This window comes from Halopseudomonas xiamenensis (genome assembly GCF_014219065.1).
Classification (GTDB): domain Bacteria; phylum Pseudomonadota; class Gammaproteobacteria; order Pseudomonadales; family Pseudomonadaceae; genus Halopseudomonas; species Halopseudomonas xiamenensis.
In genome coordinates, this window is sequence record NZ_JACLGO010000018.1 from 1 (window position 1) to 18,288 (window position 18,288).

Below are 18,288 nucleotides of genomic sequence, written 5' to 3' on the forward strand. Positions count from 1 at the left end.
CGATCTTCCAGGTGGCTGATTATGGCCTGGTAGCCGACCTGTTCGAGGCGGTGCCGGAGCTGGCTGGCAAGCTGTAAGCTTCAGGCTGGAAAAACGGAACCCCTGGCTTGTGAGAGTCGGGGGTTTTGTCTTTTTGGGGTGTGTGTTGGGTTTCCCCTCTCCCCAGCCCTCTCCCGCAAGGGGAGAGGGAGCATGTCTGTGCTCGCTGGCTGTTTTGAGTATTTCTGATGTTTCCAGCGAGCAACAACTGATCAGGGGGGGGCACAAAATTTGCCGTTTGCACAGCCTGGCTCCCTCTCCCCTTGCGGGAGAGGGCTGGGGAGAGGGGCTGCCGGCCCTCAACCCAACCCAAAACTCTCCAACCGATACCCATCCTCATCCACCTCCAACACCCAACCATCCCTGTCCCAATCCCCCAGCACAATCCGCTGCACCGGCCGCCCATCGATCTCCAGCGGGTGCACCGCCGGCCGGTGGGTATGGCCGTGGATCAGAGTGGTCACTCGATGTTCACGCATCACCCGCAGCACCTCGCCATGGTTGACATCGGTAATATCCAACGCCTTGTAACGGGTGCGTTGCTGGCTTTCATTGCGCAGTTTGCGCCCGATCCGGTGGCGGGTCTTCAAGGGCAGATTGCGCAGGATGAACAGGCTCAGCGGGTTGCGCAGCCAGCGGCGCATGCGCATGTAGTCGGTGTCGTCGGTACACAGGCTGTCGCCGTGCATCAACAGCACCCGCTCGCCGTTGAGCTCGAGCAGGGTAGGGTCTTTCAGCAGGGTGCAGCCGGAGCGGCGGCAGAAGTCCCGGCCGATGAGAAAGTCGCGGTTGCCGTGCATCAGGTAGATGGCCACGCCGGTCTGTGACAGTTGCCGCAGGGCGTCGCTTACCTGGTCGGCCAGTGGGTCCGGGTTGTCGTCTCCCAGCCAGACTTCGAAGAAGTCTCCCAGGATGTACAACGCGTCAGCACCCTGCGCGCGGGTCTGCAGGCAATGCAGAAACGCCCGGGTGATGTCCGGGCGTTCCTTTTCCAGATGCAGGTCCGAGATGAACAGACAGCGCATCTGCGGTGGTTACTCGACCAGTTCGGCGCGTTCGATGATCACGTCGTCCGCTGGTACGTCCTGATGGCCGGCGCGGCTGGTGGTGCGTACGCCCTTGATCTTCTCGACCACGTCCATGCCCTCGGTAACCTTGCCAAATACCGCGTAGCCCCAGCCCTGGGTGGTGGGCGCGGTGTGGTTGAGGAAGCCGTTGTCGGCGACGTTGATGAAGAACTGGGCGCTGGCCGAGTGCGGGTCCATGGTGCGGGCCATGGCGATGGTGCCCACCTCGTTGCCCACGCCGTTGTTGGCTTCGTTCTTGATCGGGGCACGGGTGTCCTTCTGTTGCATGCCCGGCTCGAAACCGCCGCCCTGGATCATGAAGTTGCTGATCACGCGGTGGAAGATGGTGTTGTCGTAGTGACCGTCACGCACGTACTGCTTGAAGTTCTCGACCGTTTCCGGCGCCTTGTCGGCGAACAGTTCCAGGGTGATGACACCAAAATTGGTATGCAGCTTGACCATGCGGTTGATCCTCGGATTGTTGGGGTAAAGGTGCAATGCTATCAGCTGAGGCGGATTCAGGCATCCGTCAGTTTAGGGTATGATGGACGTCTTTTGGCCGGATGGTTCGGGGCTGTCTTGCAGCACGGCGATCCATCCGCTGATCAATAGCGTAATGCCGGCGGCATTGCCCAAGATGAGTCCTGAAATACCTATGAACAAACCGGAAACCACGCCACCCGCCCACTTTCTGCGCCAGATCGTTCAGGCCGACCTGCAAAGCGGCAAGCATGCGTCCATAGTGACGCGCTTCCCGCCGGAACCCAACGGTTACCTGCACATCGGTCATGCCAAGTCGATCTGCCTGAATTTCGGTCTGGCCCGGGAGTTCGGTGGTGTCTGTCATCTGCGCTTCGATGACACCAATCCGGCCAAGGAAGAACAGGAATATATCGATGCCATCAAGCAGGATGTGCAGTGGCTGGGCTTCGAGTGGGATGGCGAGGTGCGTTATGCCTCGGACTACTTCGACCAGTTGCACGCCTGGGCCATCGAGCTGATCAAGGCGGGCAAGGCCTATGTCTGCGACCTGTCGCCGGAGCAGGCGCGGGAATACCGCGGCAACCTGACCGAGCCGGGCAAGAACAGCCCGTTCCGTGAGCGCAGCGTCGAGGAGAACCTCGATCTGTTCGCGCGCATGACCGCCGGCGAGTTCCCCGATGGTGCCAGGGCGCTGCGGGCGAAGATCGATATGGCCGCGCCGAACATGAACCTGCGTGACCCGATCCTGTACCGGATCCGCCACGCCCATCACCACCAGACCGGCGACAAGTGGTGCGTCTACCCGAGCTACGACTTCACCCATGGTCAGTCGGATGCCATCGAACTGATCACCCACTCGATCTGCACCCTGGAATTCGAGGATCACCGCCCGCTGTACGAATGGTTCCTCGACAACCTGCCGGTGCCGGCCAAGCCGCGCCAGTACGAGTTCGCCCGGCTGAACCTGAACTACACGGTGACCAGCAAGCGCAAGCTCAAGCTGCTGGTTGACGAAGGTCATGTGGATGGCTGGGACGACCCGCGCATGTCCACCCTCAGCGCCTTCCGTCGCCGCGGCTACACGCCGGCGGCAATCCGCGAATTCTGCGAGCGCATCGGCGTCACCCGCTCCGATGCGGTGGTGGACATGGGCATGCTGGAATTCTGCATCCGTGACGACCTGGACAACAACGCGCCGCGCGCCATGTGCGTGCTGCGCCCGCTGAAGGTGACCATTACCAACTACCCGGAAGGGCAGGTGGAAAACCTGACACTGCCGCGCCATCCCAAGCAGGATATGGGCGAGCGCACCTTGCCGTTCAGCCGCGAGCTGTATATCGACCAGGACGACTACATGGTCGATCCGCCCAAGGGCTACAAGCGTCTGGTGCCCGGTGGTGAAGTGCGCCTGCGCGGCAGCTACGTGATCCGTGCCGACGAGGCGATCACCGATGCCGAGGGCAATATCGTCGAACTGCTGTGCAGCTACGATCCGGACACCCTGGGCAAGAATCCCGAGGGCCGCAAGGTCAAGGGTGTGATCCACTGGGTGCCGGGCGCGGAAAGCGTCGAGTGCGAGGTGCGCCTGTACGACCGGCTGTTCACCGCGGAGAACCCGGACAAGGCTGGCGACGGCGGTACCTTCCTGGACAACATCAACCCCGACTCGCTGGTGGTACTCAAGGGCTGCCGCGCCGAGCCGTCGCTGGCCAGTGCGACGCCGGAGGAGCGTTTCCAGTTCGAGCGCGAGGGTTATTTCTGTGCTGACAGCAAGGATTCACGTCCGGGCAACCTGGTGTTCAACCGCACCGTGACCTTGCGTGATTCCTGGGGGCAGTAAGCGATGGCATTGCATATCTACAACACGCTGAGCAAGGTCAAGGAGCCGTTACGGCCGCTGGTGGGTAACAGTGTGCGCATGTACGTCTGCGGCATGACGGTCTATGACTACTGCCACATCGGCCATGCGCGGGTGATGGTGGCCTTCGATGTGGTGTCCCGTTGGCTGCGCCATCGCGGCTATGACCTGACCTACGTGCGCAACATCACCGATATCGACGACAAGATCATCCGCCGCGCGGCGGAGAACGGCGAGACCTTCCAGCAGCTGACCGAGCGCATGATTGCCGCCATGCACGAGGATGAGGGCAGGCTAGGGGTATTGCGTCCGGACCAGGAGCCGCGTGCCAGCGAGCATATCGACGGCATGTTCAACATGATCCAGACGCTGATCGACAAGGGCTACGCCTATGCGCCGGGCAATGGCGACGTGTACTACCGGGTCGGCAAGTTCGCCGGTTACGGCAAGCTGTCGCGCAAGCGCATCGAAGACCTGAAGATCGGCGCGCGTATCGAGGTGGACGAAGCCAAGGAGGACCCGCTGGACTTCGTGTTGTGGAAGGCGGCCAAACCCGGCGAGCCAAGCTGGCTCTCGCCCTGGGGGGAGGGTCGTCCCGGCTGGCATATCGAATGTTCGGTGATGTCCACCTGCTGCCTGGGCGATACTTTCGACATCCATGGTGGCGGTCCGGACCTGGTATTCCCGCATCACGAGAACGAAATCGCTCAGAGCGAGGCCGCCACTGGCAAACCCTACGCCATGAGCTGGATGCATGCCGGTGCGGTGCGGGTCGATGGCGAGAAGATGTCCAAGTCGCTGGGCAATTTCTTCACCATCCGCGACGTGCTGGAAAAGTATCATCCGGAAGTGGTGCGCTACCTGCTGGTCGCCAGCCACTACCGCAGCCCGATCAACTATTCGGAAGACAACCTCAGGGAAGCCCGTGGTGCGCTGGAACGTTTCTATCGTGCGCTCAAGGGCCTGCCGGATGCAGTTGCAGCGGGTGGTGAAGTATTTACCGAGCGCTTCGCGGCCGCCATGGACGATGACTTCAATACGCCTGAAGCCTGCGCCGTGCTGTTCGACATGGCCCGGGAGGTCAATCGGCTGAAGGAGTCGGATGCGCCGGCGGCCGCGGCACTGGCTGCGCGCCTGCGCCAGCTCGCCAGCGTGACCGGGCTGTTGCAGCTGGATGCCGACAGCTTTCTGCAGGCCGATGCGGCGGGCAAGGTCGATACCGCCCAGGTCGAAGCTATGGTCCAGGCACGGTTGCAGGCCCGCACCGAGAAGAACTGGGCCGAGTCCGACCGCATTCGCGATCAACTGGCTGCGATGGGCGTGGTCCTCGAGGACAGCAAGGGCACTACCACCTGGAGCCTGAAGGACTGACCCCGGGCTGCCGCCATGACTGTACCGGGCGTGGCGGCGGTTTTCTTCCCTGTTTGTTTTTTTCCTTTATATGGCAACGCTTTCCCGGCACCTGGCTCGCTTCGCGCCGAGGCGGCGCTCCCACTACAGTGTCGGATTTGCCGCCTTGAGCTGCTCAACGGGAGACTCCTGTGATCGTAGTCAATGCCCTTGTTCCCGTATTCGGCCTGATCTTCCTCGGCTGGTTTCTCGGCGCCCGTCGGATCATCCCCAGCGACGGTGGCAAGACCCTGGGAATCATCACCTTCAAGCTGTTCATGCCGGTGCTGTTGTTTTCCGGGCTGGCCCGGGCTGATCTGCAGCAGGCGCTGTCGCCGCTGTTGCTGATGCTGTATTACATTCCCGCCGCGCTGGTGTTCGTCGGCATCAACCTGCTGATGCACCGGCGACTGGGACGCCCCTCATCCATGGGGCTGACGGCCAGCTATTCGAACAATGTCCTGGTGGGCATTCCGCTGGTAACGGTGGTGCTGGGGGTGGACAGCCTGGTCTACCTGTTCGCCATCCTGGCATTCCACAGCCTGCTGCTGTTCTCCCTGCAGAGTCTGTACAACGCTTTCTGCAGCGGCAACCGCGACGACAGCTTCGACTGGCGCGGCCTGCTGGCCAGCCTGGCCAACCCGCTGATCATCGGCCTGGCCCTCGGCGCGCTGGTGAATCTCTCGGGCTTGGTGATTCCGGCGCCGTTGTGGCGTATCGTCGAGATGCTCGCGGCGGCGGCCCTGCCGATGGCACTGCTGATGCTCGGCATCAGCCTGGCCGGTTACCGCCTGCACCTGAGCGGCACCCTGTTCCTGCTCACCGCGGCCAAGCTGGCGCTGTTCCCGCTGCTGGTACTGGCGGCAGGCTTGCTGGTGCCGGGGCTGAGTGGCGAGGCGCGCATGGTGCTGGTGCTGATGGCCGCCTGTCCCACCGGGGTGAATGTGCTGGCGTTTCCCATGGGCCAGGATGATGTGCGCATCATCAGTTCGGTGATTTTCCTGTCGACGGTCGCGGCAGCGCTCACCCTGCCGGTGTGGCTGATACTCCTTTCTTTCTGACAAAACAACGTCCTGGCAGAGCAAGCCACTGTATTTCCAAAAAAAGTATGATATTTTCCTGTGTTTTTTGAATCGCTTGGGTAAAACATTCGAAAGCCGTACGAAAAAAGTTTCGAAAGCACTACAAAAGTTCAATTGCATTTGGTGTATGCTTGCCCGCGTTTTTGACTTTGCATAAAACAAACAATAGGTGAAAGGAGACCCCATGCCGGTCAGTCTGTTTGTTCCAGGGGAAACACGCGAACACGAGAAACGCGTAGCCCTAGTCCCCTCCGTTGCCAACAAATTGGCGAAGATGGGCATCGAATGCTCTCTGCAATCCGGCGCAGGCCTGGCTGCAAGAATTCCCGACAACGCGTTTGAAAAGGAAGGCGTGAAGATCGCTTCCGCTCCGGTCAAGACCGACCTGGTGTTCAGCGTTCAGCCACCGGAACTGGCCGACATCGAGCAGATGGCGCCCGGCACCGTATTGTGCAGCTTCATCTACGCCCACCGCGAGCCGAAAATCGTCAAGGCCCTGCGTGATCGCCAGATCACCTGTTTCGCCATGGAACTGGTGCCACGCATCACCCGCGCCCAGGCCATGGATGCACTGTCTTCCCAGGCAGCTCTAACCGGCTATGCCGCCGGTCTGATGGCCGCCACCAGCCTCAATCGTATCCTGCCGATGATGACCACCGCGGTTGGCTCCCTGCGTCCGGCCAAGGTGCTGGTCATGGGCGCCGGCGTTGCCGGTCTGCAGGCACTGGCCACAGCCAAGCGCCTGGGTGCCATGATCGAAGGCTACGACGTGCGTGCCGAGGTGAAGGAACAGGTCGAGTCGGTCGGCGGCAAGTTCGTCGATACCGGCGTCTCCGCCAGCGGCGAGGGTGGTTACGCCCGGGAGCTGACCGAAGAGGAGAAGGCCCAGGTGGAGCAGGTCATCACCCGCCACATCCAGCAGGCCGACGCGGTGATCACCACTGCTGCGATCCCCGGTCGTCCCAGCCCGAAAATCATCAGCGAAGCCCAGATCATGGGCATGAAGCCCGGCTCGGTGATCATCGACCTGGCAGGCGAGGGTGGTGGCAATACACCGCTGACCGTGCCCGGCGAAACCGTCGAGGTCGGCCCGGCCACCATCGTTGCCCCGCTCAACGTACCCAGCCGCCTGGCCGAGCACGCCTCCGAGCTGTACGCCCGCAACCTGCAGAACCTGGTCGGCCTGATGGTCAAGGATGGCGAACTGGCCATCGACTGGGAAGACGAGATCCTGGCCGGCGCGGTACTGACCCATGCCGGTGAAATCCGCAACGAGGCCGCTCGCCAGGCCGTCGAATCCGCCGAGGAATGATCATGGACCCAGTAACTACCATTACCGGCTTCGTAGCCCTGTATATCTTCATGCTGGCTGCCTTCACCGGCTATGAAATCATCGGCCGGGTACCGGCCATTCTGCACACGCCGCTGATGTCCGGCTCCAACTTCGTCCACGGCATCGTGGTAGTTGGCGCCATGTGGGCGCTGCTGAACGCCGGTTCCACGCTGGAGCAGGTCATCGGTTTCTTCGGTGTGCTGCTCGGCGCGGGCAACGCCGCCGGCGGTTATGTGGTAACCGAGCGCATGCTGGAGATGTTCAAGCCCAGCGACAAGCGCCAAGGTACAGCGGACAAGGAATAACAACAGATGAGTCAATTTATAATCGAAGCCGTCTATTTCCTCACGGCATTGCTGTTCATCTACGGCCTCAAGCGCATGGCCAGCCCGGTCACCGCGCGCTCGGGCATCCTGATTGCCGGCATCGGCATGGTGCTGGCGGTACTGGCTGCCTTCCTCTACGGCTTTGACGTACGCGAGGCGGCGCAGGAACACCTGACCATGAACGTGGCGCTGGTGCTGATCGCGCTGGGCCTGGGCCTGGGTTGGGCCTGGTACAGCGGCAAGAAGGTCGCCATGACCGACATGCCGCAGATGGTTGCCCTGTACAACGGCATGGGTGGCGGTGCTGCTGCCGCCATTGCCGCCACCGAGCTGTTCTCCGGTAATGCCCAGTCCCACGGTGTAGTAGTTTCCATACTGGCGGTATTGGGTGGTCTGATCGGTGCAGTAGCACTGTCCGGCTCGCTGATCGCCTGGGCCAAGCTCGATGGCCGCATGAACGGCGTGATCCGTCTGCCGGCTCAACAGCTGATCAATGCGGTACTCTTCCTCGGCTCGCTGGCCCTGGGTGCGTACATCGTTGTCACTGGCCTCAATGGCGTCATCTCGTTCCCGATGATCGCGCTGTTCTTCATCTTGGCACTGGTGCTGGGCGTGCTGCTCACCACCCCCATCGGGGGCGCGGACATGCCGGTGGTGATCTCGCTGTACAACGCCTTCACCGGTCTGGCCGTAGCCTTCGAAGGCTTCGTGCTGCAGAACCCGGCGATGATCATTGCCGGTACCGTGGTAGGCTCGGCAGGTACGCTGCTGACGCTGATGATGGCCAAGGCGATGAACCGCCCGGTCAGCAACGTTATCTTCAGCCAGTTTGGTGGCAGCGATGACGACGGTGGCGAGATCGAGGGCAGCATGAAGTCGGCCGATGCGTCCGATGCGGCCATCGCCATGTACTACGCCAGCAAGGTAATCATCGTTCCGGGCTACGGTCTGGCGGTGGCCCAGGCGCAGCACAAGCTGTACGAGTTCGTGAAGCTGCTGCAGAAGCAGGGCGTGGACGTGGCCTTCGCCATCCACCCGGTTGCCGGCCGTATGCCGGGCCACATGAACGTGCTGCTGGCCGAAGCAGGCGTGCCCTATGACATCATCCACGACCTGGAAGATATCAACGAGGACTTTCCGCAGGCCGACGTGGCCATCGTTCTGGGTGCCAACGACGTGGTCAACCCGGCCGCTCGCCATCGCAAGTCCAGCCCGATCTACGGCATGCCGATCCTCAACGTGGACATGGCGCGCCAAGCCTACGTGGTCAAGCGTGGCCAGGGCAAGGGCTACTCCGGCGTGGAGAACGAACTGTTCTTCGCCGAGAACACCTCCATGGTCTACGGCGATGCGCAGAAGGTCATGGTACAGATGATCGAAGCGGTGAAATCGCTGGGTTGATTCTGTAGCTGAAAGAAAAAGGGGCTTCGCCTTTGGCGAAGCCCCTTTTTTGTTTTGCCTCAGCGCTGGCCGCTACGCATCCCTTCCAGCAACTCCTGGCACTGGCTGGTCTGCTCGCCACTCGGGGCGATCAGTGCCAGCAGGGCGGCAGCCGGGGTCAGCGCGCCCAGTGCCAGCATGCCGGTACCGCGCAGCGCCAGCGGCCCGGCATGTACCCCGGGGCGCGGTTCGCTGAAGGAGCCGCGCACGTACAAAGGCGAGCGCAGGGAGAAGATGCGCAGGCCCTTGGAGTCCGGGGATATGTCCAGATCCAGCTCCTCGCTGGCAAAGTTCACCGTGCCGTCGACGTGAATCAGCGCGTTCTCGGTATCGATCAGAAATATCGGCGTGCTCATCAGCCCTTGCTTGAGTGCGAGGTCGGCCACCGCGCAATTGATCTGCACCTCCTCGTCCCCGAACAGCCTGGAGATCACATAGTTGCCGACATTCAGCCCCGCGATTTCCATCAGGCCGCGGCTCACAGTGCCGTCATTGATCACCAGCCGCACTGTGCCATCGGCGCTGCCCAGCAGCGCTGCCACCGAGTTGCCGCGCCCGCGCAGATCGGCGTCGCCATTGAGTTCGCCAAGGCTGGTCTGCATCGGCTCGAAGCCGGGCACCAGTTGCTTGAGCTTGAAATGCCGTGCACTCAGCTTCGCCTGCCCTTGCAGTGGGGTGCTGGCACCATTGAGCTCGATATCGGCCTGCAGCACGCCACCGGCCATGCCGAACTTCAGTGGCGCCAGGCGCAGCCGGCCATCGTCCAGCAGCACATGGGTGTCCAGGTCGGTGATCGGCAACTGCTCGCTGTGCACGATGCGTTGACCCTGTACGCGCACATCGGCATCCATCGTCTGCCAGCGCTCGGTACGGAACTCCTCGACCGGCAGCACCTTGTCCGCCGGCTGCCGGGTATCGCTGCCACGGGCCTCTTTCTCGGCGTTGGAATCGGCACCGATCAAAGGCGCCAGGTCGCTGAACAGCAGTTGTCTGGACACCACGCTGCCGGACAGCTTGGGGCGGGGCTGACCGGCGACGTAAGTCAGATCGCCGTGGATATCACTGTCACCGATGTGCCCACTGAAGTCCTGATAGCGGTAGGTGGCGCCTTCGGCGGCCTGCAGTTGCGCGCTCAGCCGACCCTCGGTGGAGTAGGGTGGACTGTCGGGCAGGGTCACCCCGGTCAACGGGTACAGGTTGCCCAGGCTGCTACCAGACAGCTGCAGGTTCAGATCCAACGCGCCGAGGTTCTGCGGATCGGTCAGGGTACCAACCAGGCGGATACGGGTGGAGCCGGCGCGGATATCTGCCTGAATGGGAAACGGCAGCGTGGCATCCTGCAGCGCCAGCAGACCGCCGATCCTGCCTTCGCCCTGCACCGGCTGCCCCTGGTAGCGGCCCTCGGCGCGCCAGGCGAAGGCATAATCCTGGGGTACGACCACGGATGACTGCTCTGGCTCTGGTTGACCGAGGAGGTCACTGAAGGCAATAGGTTCGCCAAGGGGCTCGACCTGCAATTCCAGCTGCAGATTGCTGATGGCGTCATCGACCTTTATCTGCCCCTGATCGAAGCCGATGGTGCCGATATCCAGTGTCCAGGGCGCGGGCTGCTCTGGTTCGTCATCCTGGCTACCCAGGTCGAAGGTCCAGTTGTCGCGCCCATCAGCCAACCGCTGCAGATCGGCATTCGGCCCGCGCACATCGATGCGCGGAATGCTCACGGTCTTGCGCAGCAGCGGCAGGGGTGCCAGACGCAACTCCACTCGCTGCAGACTGACGAAGGTGTCGCCTTCGGCCCATTGCGGATTGCCCAGCATCATCTGCTCGGCGGCGATGTGCGGCCAGGGCACCCAGGACCGCCAGCCGTTCGTTTCTGGCTCACGCCGCCAGGACACCGCCAGGTCGCCTTCGATGGCGAAAGGCCGGTCCAGTGCCGCGGACACCCGCTCGTTGATCGTCGGCTTGAGCAGGTTCCAGTCGAACAGCAGCAGGAACAACGCCAGCGCCGCCACCAGCAACGCCAGGGCGCTCAACAGCCAGATGAAAACACTACGAACACGCGTCATACCCAGTCCGCCCCTTCATCATGCATCCGATAACGATGCCTCAGGTTCAGACTAGCAAAGACTACAAATGATGGGCCGGAGAGAGATGTCTCCGGAGAGGAGGCAGGTGGCCGGTGCAGTCCGTGCTGCACCGGCTGCTGTCGATCAGTTGGCTGCGTAATAGCCGAAGATGGATTTCACTTCGAGGAAGTCCTCGAAGCCATAGTGTCCCCACTCGCGGCCATTGCCGGACTCCTTGTAGCCGCCGAAGGGAGCGTTGTTGTCCAGCGGGGCGCCATTGAGGTGAACCATCCCGGTGCGGATCTGACGCGCGACCTTGCGTGCCCGATCCAGATCACCCGAGGAAACATAGCCGGAAAGGCCATATCGGGTGTCATTGGCGATGCGGATGGCATCCTCTTCGTTCTCGTAACCGATGATCGACAGCACCGGCCCGAAGATTTCCTCGCGGGCGATGGTCATCTCGGTGGTCACGTGACTGAAGACGGTCGGCTGCACATAATAGCCCTTGTCCAGTCCCTCGGGACGACCAGTACCCCCGACTACCAGTTTGGCGCCTTCGTCGATACCTTTGGCGATCAGGTCCTGGATCTTGCTCCACTGAGCCTTGGAGACCACCGGCCCGATGACCGTGTCCGCACCATCCGGAGCACCTGCCTTGACCTTGGCCGCTACGGCCTTCGCGATAGCTGCAGCTTCATCCATGCGGCTGTTGGGTACCAGCATGCGGGTCGGGGCATTGCAGGACTGGCCGCTGTTGTTCATGCAGGACATCACGCCATGGGTGATGGTTTTCTCGAAATCAACGTCATCCAGCAGGATGTTGGCGGACTTGCCGCCCAGCTCCAGAGCTACCCGCTTGATGGTTTCGGCGCCGTTCTTCATGACCTGGCGACCGGCACCAGTGGAACCGGTGAAGGACATCATGTCGATATCAGGGTGGCCGGACATGGCCGAGCCAACGGTCGGCCCGTCGCCATTGACCAGGTTGAATACGCCGGCCGGCACCCCGGCTTCGTCCAGCACCTCGGCCAGCAGCAGGGCGGACAGGGGGGCCACTTCGGAGGGTTTGAGCACCATGGTGCAGCCGGTGGCCAGGGCCGGGGCGATCTTGCAGGCCAACTGGTTGATCGGCCAGTTCCACGGGGTGATCAGGCCGCACACACCGATCGGCTCCTTGACCACCAGGGTGTTGCCGATACGCTCCTCGAATTCGAATTCCTTCAGGGCTTTCAGCGCGGCGGCGAAATGACCGGTACCGGATGGGGCCTGAGCGTATTTGGACAGTTTGGCCGGTGCGCCCATTTCCAGGGAAATGGCCTTGGCGAACTCGTCGCTGCGGCGCTGGAAGATCTCGAGCACGCGCTCCAGCAGGGCGATACGCTCTTCGCGACTGGTCTGCGAGTAGCTCTCGAAAGCCTTGCGCGCTGCAGCCACGGCGATATTGACGTCTTCCTTGTTACCCAGGGCGATGGTTGCCACCACCTCTTCGGTGGCGGGATTGATCACATCGACCGTGCGATCACCCTTGGGCTCTACCCACTGGCCGTTGATATAGAATTGTTTTTCGTGGCTCATTGGTCATGACTCCTGATGGGACATAAACTGAAAGTGAAGGAAAGATACACGTAAATCCATCCTGTATCAGCTGTTTTGCGTGAAACCCACCAAGCAGAACATGGTCACGCTTTCACTTCAAGCGCCCCGGTAATAACTTTATACTATGCCCCCTGGCGGCCCGGATAGGGCCTTTAATAGTTGACTAAAATGGTTGGATATTGCATAGTCTGGTCCTGAGAAAACCTGACTCGGGTATCGTTATGCGTCTGACCACCAAAGGCCGTTACGCGGTTACAGCAATGCTGGACCTGGCCCTCCATGAGGAGCAGGGACCCATTACGCTGGCGGATATATCCATGCGCCAGGGCGTATCTGTGTCCTATCTGGAGCAACTGTTTGCCAAGCTGCGCCGCAGCAAACTGGTTGAGAGTGTGCGTGGCCCGGGTGGCGGTTATCGCCTTGCCGGTGGTCCGGCAGCCATCAATGTGGCGCAGATCGTCGAGGCGGTGAACGACTCCATGGATGCGACCCGTTGCCTGGGCAAGGGCGACTGCCAGCATGGGGATGTCTGCCTGACGCATTATCTATGGACGGACCTGAGTGCTCGCCTGCGTGACTTCCTCGGTGACATAACCCTCGCCGACCTGGTTTCCCGCGAAGATATTCAGCATGTACGTGCTCGCCAGGATCGGGGCGCCTGTTCCGGCCGGGAAGCGGTCAACCTGGAACGCATCATCTGACGTGGCCGCGGGCCACGCGAATTTAGAGTAATACCCGAAGAGGTATTGCAGCCTGACATACAGTGCAGCCACGGTGATGATCCTGGCTGCAGGACTGAGGTGATACCGTGACTCAAGAAGTCGAGAACCTTATCAAGAAGGATTACGCCGCCGGTTTCCATACCGCCATCGAATCCGACACCCTGCCGCCCGGCCTGAACGAGGACGTCGTGCGCTTCATCTCGGCGAAGAAGGAAGAGCCGGAATGGATGCTCGAATGGCGTCTGAAGGCCTACCGCGCCTGGCTCGAAATGAAGGAGCCGACCTGGGCCGAGGTGCAGTACCCGGAAATCGATTTCCAGGCTATTTCCTACTATTCAGCGCCCAAGAGCATGGCCGACCGGCCACAGAGCCTGGACGAGGTGGACCCGGAGTTGCTGGCGACCTACGAGAAGCTGGGTATCCCGCTGCACGAACAGGAAATGCTCGCCGGGGTCGCGGTGGACGCGGTATTCGACTCGGTATCGGTGGTTACCACCTTCCGCGCCAAGCTGGAAGAGGCCGGTGTGATCTTCTGCCCGATCAGCGAAGCGGTGCGGCGTTTCCCGGAACTGGTGAAAAAGTACCTGGGCACAGTAGTACCGCAGAAGGACAACTATTACGCCGCACTGAACTCGGCGGTGTTCTCCGACGGCTCCTTCGTCTACATTCCCAAGGGCGTGCGCTGCCCGATGGAGCTGTCCACCTACTTCCGCATCAACGAGATGAACACCGGGCAGTTCGAGCGTACCCTGATCATTGCCGACGAGGGTTCGCATGTCAGCTACCTGGAAGGCTGTACCGCTCCCCAGCGTGACGAGAACCAATTGCACGCTGCGGTGGTAGAGCTGATCGCGCTGGACAACGCGCAGATCAAATACTCCACGGTGCAGAACTGGTACCCCGGCGATGCCGAGGGCAAGGGCGGGATCTACAACTTCGTGACCAAGCGTGGTGTCGCGCATACCAACGCGAAGATTTCCTGGACCCAGGTGGAAACCGGCTCGGCGGTGACCTGGAAGTACCCCAGCTGCATCCTGAAAGGGGACAACAGCGTCGGCGAGTTCTACTCAGTGGCGCTGACCAACAATTTCCAGCAGGCCGATACCGGCACCAAGATGATCCACCTGGGCAAGAACACCCGCTCGACCATCGTCGCCAAGGGTATTTCCGCCGGCCGCAGCAACAGCTCCTACCGTGGCCTGGTGCGCATCAACCCGGGTGCCGAGGGCGCGCGCAACTATACCCAGTGCGATTCGCTGCTGATCGGTGACCGTTGCGGCGCGCATACCTTTCCGTACATCGAGAGCAAGAACCCGAGTGCGGTGATCGAGCACGAAGCGACCACCTCCAAGGTCAGCGACGACCAACTGTTCCTCTGCCAGCAGCGCGGTCTGGATGCCGAGAAAGCGGTATCCATGATCGTCAACGGCTTCTGCCGCGAGGTGTTCAAGGAACTGCCGATGGAGTTTGCCGTGGAAGCGGGCAAGCTGCTGGAAGTCAGCCTGGAAGGTTCGGTGGGCTAATCCCCGCCACAGGCTGACGAGACGAATTCAATACAGGTTATCAGGCATAAAACATGTTATCGATCAAAGGTTTGCACGCTAAAGTTGAAGAAAAGGATATCCTCAAGGGGCTGGATATCGAGATCAATCCCGGTGAAGTCCACGCGATCATGGGGCCCAACGGTTCGGGCAAGAGCACCCTCGGCAACGTGCTGGCCGGCCGTCCCGGCTACGAGGCGACCGCTGGCAGCGTGGTGTTCAAGGGCCAGGACCTGCTGGAACTGGATACCGAAGAGCGTGCCCGCGAGGGTATCTTCCTGGCCTTCCAGTATCCGGTGGAAATCCCCGGCGTCAGCAACATGGAGTTCCTCAAGGTGTCGGTGGACGCCAAGCGCAAGCATGCCGGCCTGCCGGAACTGTCCGCGGTCGAGTTCATGAAACTGGCCCGGGAGACCAGCAAGCGCGTCGACCTGGACGCCAGCTTCCTCAAGCGTGGGGTCAACGAAGGCTTTTCCGGTGGCGAGAAGAAGCGCAACGAAATCATGCAGATGATGCTGCTGGAGCCTGACCTGTGCATCCTCGATGAAACCGACTCCGGTCTGGACATCGACGCCCTGCAGGTGGTGGCCGACGGCGTGAACTCCATGCGTGACGGCAAACGCAGCTTCATCGTGGTGACCCACTACCAGCGCCTGCTGGACTATATCGTCCCGGATTACGTTCACGTCCTGGCCGGTGGTCGCATCGTCAAGTCCGGCAACAAGGACCTGGCGCTGGAACTGGAAGCCAAGGGCTACGGCTGGCTGGAAAACGGAGAAGGCTGAGGCATGAGTGACTTTCAACAACAGGCCCTGACGCTGGCCGCGGAACAGCGCAGCCCCGAGTGGCTGGCTGAGCTGCGGGCGCGGGGCGCTGACGTCTGGTCGGCCGCCGCCTGGCCCACCCGCAAGACCGAGCAGTGGAAATACACACCGCTGCTCGCGCTGCAGAACGACAACCCGGCCCGCTGGCCGAGCACCGACAGCTGCGCCTGGCAGCAGGCCATCGACCCCATCGAGCTGGACGCCACCCGCCTGGTATTCGTCAACGGGCACTTCTGCCCGGAACACTCCAGCGAGTTGCCGGCCGGGGTAGTGCGCTTCGCCGAGGCCGATGCCGGCCAGCGCGAGCTGATCGCCCGACACCTGGGCACGGTCATCGATACCTCGCGGCACCTGTTCGGCGCCTTGAGCGACGCCTGGACAGCGGACGGTATCCTGCTGCACGTGCCGCGCGGCCAGGTGCTGGACAAGCCGGTGTATATCCTCAACGTGGCCACCCCCGAGGCGCAGCCTGCGGCGAGCAACCAGCGCGTGCTGGTGGTGCTGGAGGACAACAGCCAGGCCGAGCTGATCGAACACTACGTATCCGGCAGCGAGCAGCAGAACCTGTTCGTCAACAGCCATACCGAGGTGATCGTCGGCAATAACGCGCAGATCCAGCACTACCGCATCAACCTGGAGCAGGAAGACCTGCTGCATGTCGGCGGCGTGCACGTGGACCTGCACCGCGACGCGCGCTTCCTCGGTTTCACCCTGGCCCAGGGCAGCCGGCTCAAGCGCATCGACTACCACGTCAATCACCGTGGCGAAGGCGCGCACCTGGGGCTCAACGGAGTGTACCTGCCGCGCAACAAGCAACTGATCGACTACCACACCAACGTCGAGCACCGCGTGCCGCATTGCACTACCGATGAGGTATTCCGCGGCATCATCGGCGACTCGGCCAAGGCGGTGTTCAACGGGCGCATCCATATTCACCCGCATGCGCAGAAGACCCTGGCCGAACTCAGCAACCGCAACCTGCTGACGTCGCCCACGGCGGAGATCAACACCAAGCCGGAGCTGGAAATCTACGCTGACGACGTGCGTTGTGCCCATGGTGCGACCATCGCCCAGCTGGACGAGACCTCGGTGTTCTACCTGCAGAGCCGTGGGGTGACCCGCGCCGAAGCGGTGCGCATGCTCAGCTTCGGCTTCATCAACGAGTTGCTCAACCAGGTGCCGGAGCAGGCAATCCAGGATTACCTGCGTCCGCGTCTGACCGCGCTGTTCGGTCAGCAGGGCGGTGAGCTGGGGCAGATGAGCTATGACTGACCTGGCCCTCGATACCCGTACCGCCTTCGATGCCGAGCAGGTGCGCAGGGATTTTCCGATCCTGCACCAGCAGGTGCATGGCAAGCCGCTGGTCTACCTGGACAACGCGGCCACCACGCAGAAGCCCGAGGCGGTGATCCAGGCGATCGTCGATTACTACCGCCAGGACAACAGCAACGTGCACCGCGGTGCCCATGCGCTGGCCGAGCGGGCTACCGAAAAGTTCGAGAACGCGCGCATCAAGGTGGCCGGCCTGATCAACGCCGCCGAAGCGCGGCAGGTGATCTGGACCCGCGGCACCTCCGAGGGCATCAACCTGGTTGCTGCCAGTTGGGGGCGCAGCCAGCTCAAGGCAGGCGATCGCATCCTGGTCTCGGCCATGGAGCACCACTCCAACATCGTGCCCTGGCAGATGATCGCCGAGCAGATGGGCGCCAGTGTCGAGCCGATCCCGGTGGGCAACGATGGCACCCTGGACCTGGACGCCCTGCAGGGCATGCTCGATGAACGGGTGCGCATGGTCGCCTGCGGGCATGTGTCCAATGCCCTGGGCAGCGTCAACCCGGTGCAGCAGATTATTCGCATGGCCCACTCGGTCGGCGCCCTGTGCCTGATCGACGGCGCCCAGGCCATGAGCCATCTGCGCGTCGATGTGCAGGCGCTGGATTGTGACTTCTATGTGTTCTCGGCACACAAGATGTTCGGCCCGACCGGTGTCGGCGTGCTCTATGGCAAGGCCGAGCTGCTCGAAGCCATGTCGCCGTACCAGGGCGGTGGCGAGATGATCGAGACGGTCAGCTTCGCCGGTACCACCTACAACCAGCTGCCCTACAAGTTCGAGGCGGGCACGCCGGATATCGCCGGGGTGATTGCCCTGGGTGCGGCGGTGGACTACCTGCAGGGCATCGATCGCGCGGGCGCCGAGCGTCACGAGCAGGACCTGCTGGAGTACGCCGAAGCCAAGGCGCGCGCCATGCCCGGTATCACCCTGGTTGGCACCGCCGCCCAGCGTGCCGGAGTGCTGAGCTTCCTGATGGATGACACCCACCCGCATGATGTGGGCATGCTGCTGGACCAGCAGGGCGTCGCGGTGCGCACCGGCAACCACTGTGCCCAGCCGATCATGGATCAGTTGGGTATTCCCGGTACCGTGCGCGCCAGTTTCTGTTTCTACAATACCAGGGCCGATATCGATCGGCTGTTCGAAGCCCTGGCCAAGGCAAAACAGTTTCTTGTCGAGGAGTAGA

General features: G+C 62.0%; 15 protein-coding genes. 11 read left to right on the forward strand and 4 right to left on the reverse strand.

What is annotated here, in order from left to right:
* Nucleotides 1–338: 338 nt before the first annotated feature.
* Both lpxH and H6X51_RS12600 read right to left on the reverse strand, forming a co-directional pair.
* The gene (gene lpxH, locus H6X51_RS12595; RefSeq protein WP_185267840.1) at nucleotides 339–1,064 is read right to left on the reverse strand and encodes a UDP-2,3-diacylglucosamine diphosphatase; all 726 of its coding nucleotides are present in this window, start codon (nucleotides 1,062–1,064) and stop codon (nucleotides 339–341) included.
* A gap of 9 nt (nucleotides 1,065–1,073) precedes the next feature.
* Entirely contained in the window at nucleotides 1,074–1,568 is a 495-nt protein-coding gene (locus tag H6X51_RS12600; protein ID WP_185267841.1) for a peptidylprolyl isomerase, read from the reverse strand.
* Nucleotides 1,569–1,761: 193 nt separating this feature from the next.
* Between H6X51_RS12600 and H6X51_RS12605 the strand changes: the two genes are divergently transcribed.
* From H6X51_RS12605 to H6X51_RS12630, 6 genes are all read left to right on the forward strand, one after another.
* Entirely contained in the window at nucleotides 1,762–3,429 is a 1,668-nt protein-coding gene (locus H6X51_RS12605) for a glutamine--tRNA ligase/YqeY domain fusion protein (protein ID WP_185267842.1), read from the forward strand.
* A gap of 3 nt (nucleotides 3,430–3,432) precedes the next feature.
* On the forward strand, nucleotides 3,433–4,818 hold the full coding sequence (gene cysS, locus H6X51_RS12610; protein ID WP_185267843.1) for a cysteine--tRNA ligase: 1,386 nt from the start codon (nucleotides 3,433–3,435) through the stop codon (nucleotides 4,816–4,818).
* A 170-nt stretch (nucleotides 4,819–4,988) separates the two neighbouring features.
* On the forward strand, nucleotides 4,989–5,897 hold the full coding sequence (locus tag H6X51_RS12615; RefSeq protein ID WP_185267844.1) for an AEC family transporter: 909 nt from the start codon (nucleotides 4,989–4,991) through the stop codon (nucleotides 5,895–5,897).
* A gap of 205 nt (nucleotides 5,898–6,102) precedes the next feature.
* Nucleotides 6,103–7,230 (forward strand): NAD(P) transhydrogenase subunit alpha, encoded by a 1,128-nt coding sequence (locus H6X51_RS12620; RefSeq protein ID WP_185267845.1) that lies wholly within the window; start codon nucleotides 6,103–6,105, stop codon nucleotides 7,228–7,230.
* A 2-nt stretch (nucleotides 7,231–7,232) separates the two neighbouring features.
* Entirely contained in the window at nucleotides 7,233–7,556 is a 324-nt protein-coding gene (locus H6X51_RS12625) for an NAD(P) transhydrogenase subunit alpha (protein ID WP_036990338.1), read from the forward strand.
* A gap of 6 nt (nucleotides 7,557–7,562) precedes the next feature.
* A complete protein-coding gene (locus H6X51_RS12630; protein ID WP_185267846.1) occupies nucleotides 7,563–8,978 on the forward strand; it encodes an NAD(P)(+) transhydrogenase (Re/Si-specific) subunit beta in 1,416 nt (471 codons plus the stop codon).
* 59 nt (nucleotides 8,979–9,037) lie between these two features.
* Here H6X51_RS12630 and H6X51_RS12635 read toward each other — a convergent pair whose 3' ends face one another.
* Both H6X51_RS12635 and H6X51_RS12640 read right to left on the reverse strand, forming a co-directional pair.
* The gene (locus H6X51_RS12635) at nucleotides 9,038–11,083 is read right to left on the reverse strand and encodes an AsmA family protein (RefSeq protein ID WP_185267847.1); all 2,046 of its coding nucleotides are present in this window, start codon (nucleotides 11,081–11,083) and stop codon (nucleotides 9,038–9,040) included.
* Between the two features lie 144 nt (nucleotides 11,084–11,227).
* Nucleotides 11,228–12,661, reverse strand: coding sequence for an aldehyde dehydrogenase family protein (locus H6X51_RS12640; protein WP_185267848.1), 1,434 nt, complete (start codon nucleotides 12,659–12,661; stop codon nucleotides 11,228–11,230).
* A gap of 242 nt (nucleotides 12,662–12,903) precedes the next feature.
* Here H6X51_RS12640 and H6X51_RS12645 point away from each other — a divergent pair, with 242 nt between their 5' ends.
* From H6X51_RS12645 to H6X51_RS12665, 5 genes are all read left to right on the forward strand, one after another.
* Nucleotides 12,904–13,383, forward strand: coding sequence for a Fe-S cluster assembly transcription factor (locus H6X51_RS12645; RefSeq protein WP_185267849.1), 480 nt, complete (start codon nucleotides 12,904–12,906; stop codon nucleotides 13,381–13,383).
* Between the two features lie 107 nt (nucleotides 13,384–13,490).
* Nucleotides 13,491–14,927, forward strand: a complete 1,437-nt coding sequence (gene sufB, locus H6X51_RS12650) for a Fe-S cluster assembly protein SufB (RefSeq protein WP_185267850.1) — start codon at nucleotides 13,491–13,493, stop codon at nucleotides 14,925–14,927.
* Between the two features lie 53 nt (nucleotides 14,928–14,980).
* Nucleotides 14,981–15,730 (forward strand): Fe-S cluster assembly ATPase SufC, encoded by a 750-nt coding sequence (gene sufC, locus H6X51_RS12655; protein ID WP_185267851.1) that lies wholly within the window; start codon nucleotides 14,981–14,983, stop codon nucleotides 15,728–15,730.
* 3 nt (nucleotides 15,731–15,733) lie between these two features.
* Nucleotides 15,734–17,041 (forward strand): Fe-S cluster assembly protein SufD, encoded by a 1,308-nt coding sequence (gene sufD, locus H6X51_RS12660; protein ID WP_185267852.1) that lies wholly within the window; start codon nucleotides 15,734–15,736, stop codon nucleotides 17,039–17,041.
* Nucleotides 17,034–18,287, forward strand: a complete 1,254-nt coding sequence (locus H6X51_RS12665) for an aminotransferase class V-fold PLP-dependent enzyme (protein WP_185267853.1) — start codon at nucleotides 17,034–17,036, stop codon at nucleotides 18,285–18,287. Before sufD ends, H6X51_RS12665 begins: the two co-directional genes overlap by 8 nt.
* Nucleotide 18,288 lies beyond the last annotated feature (1 nt).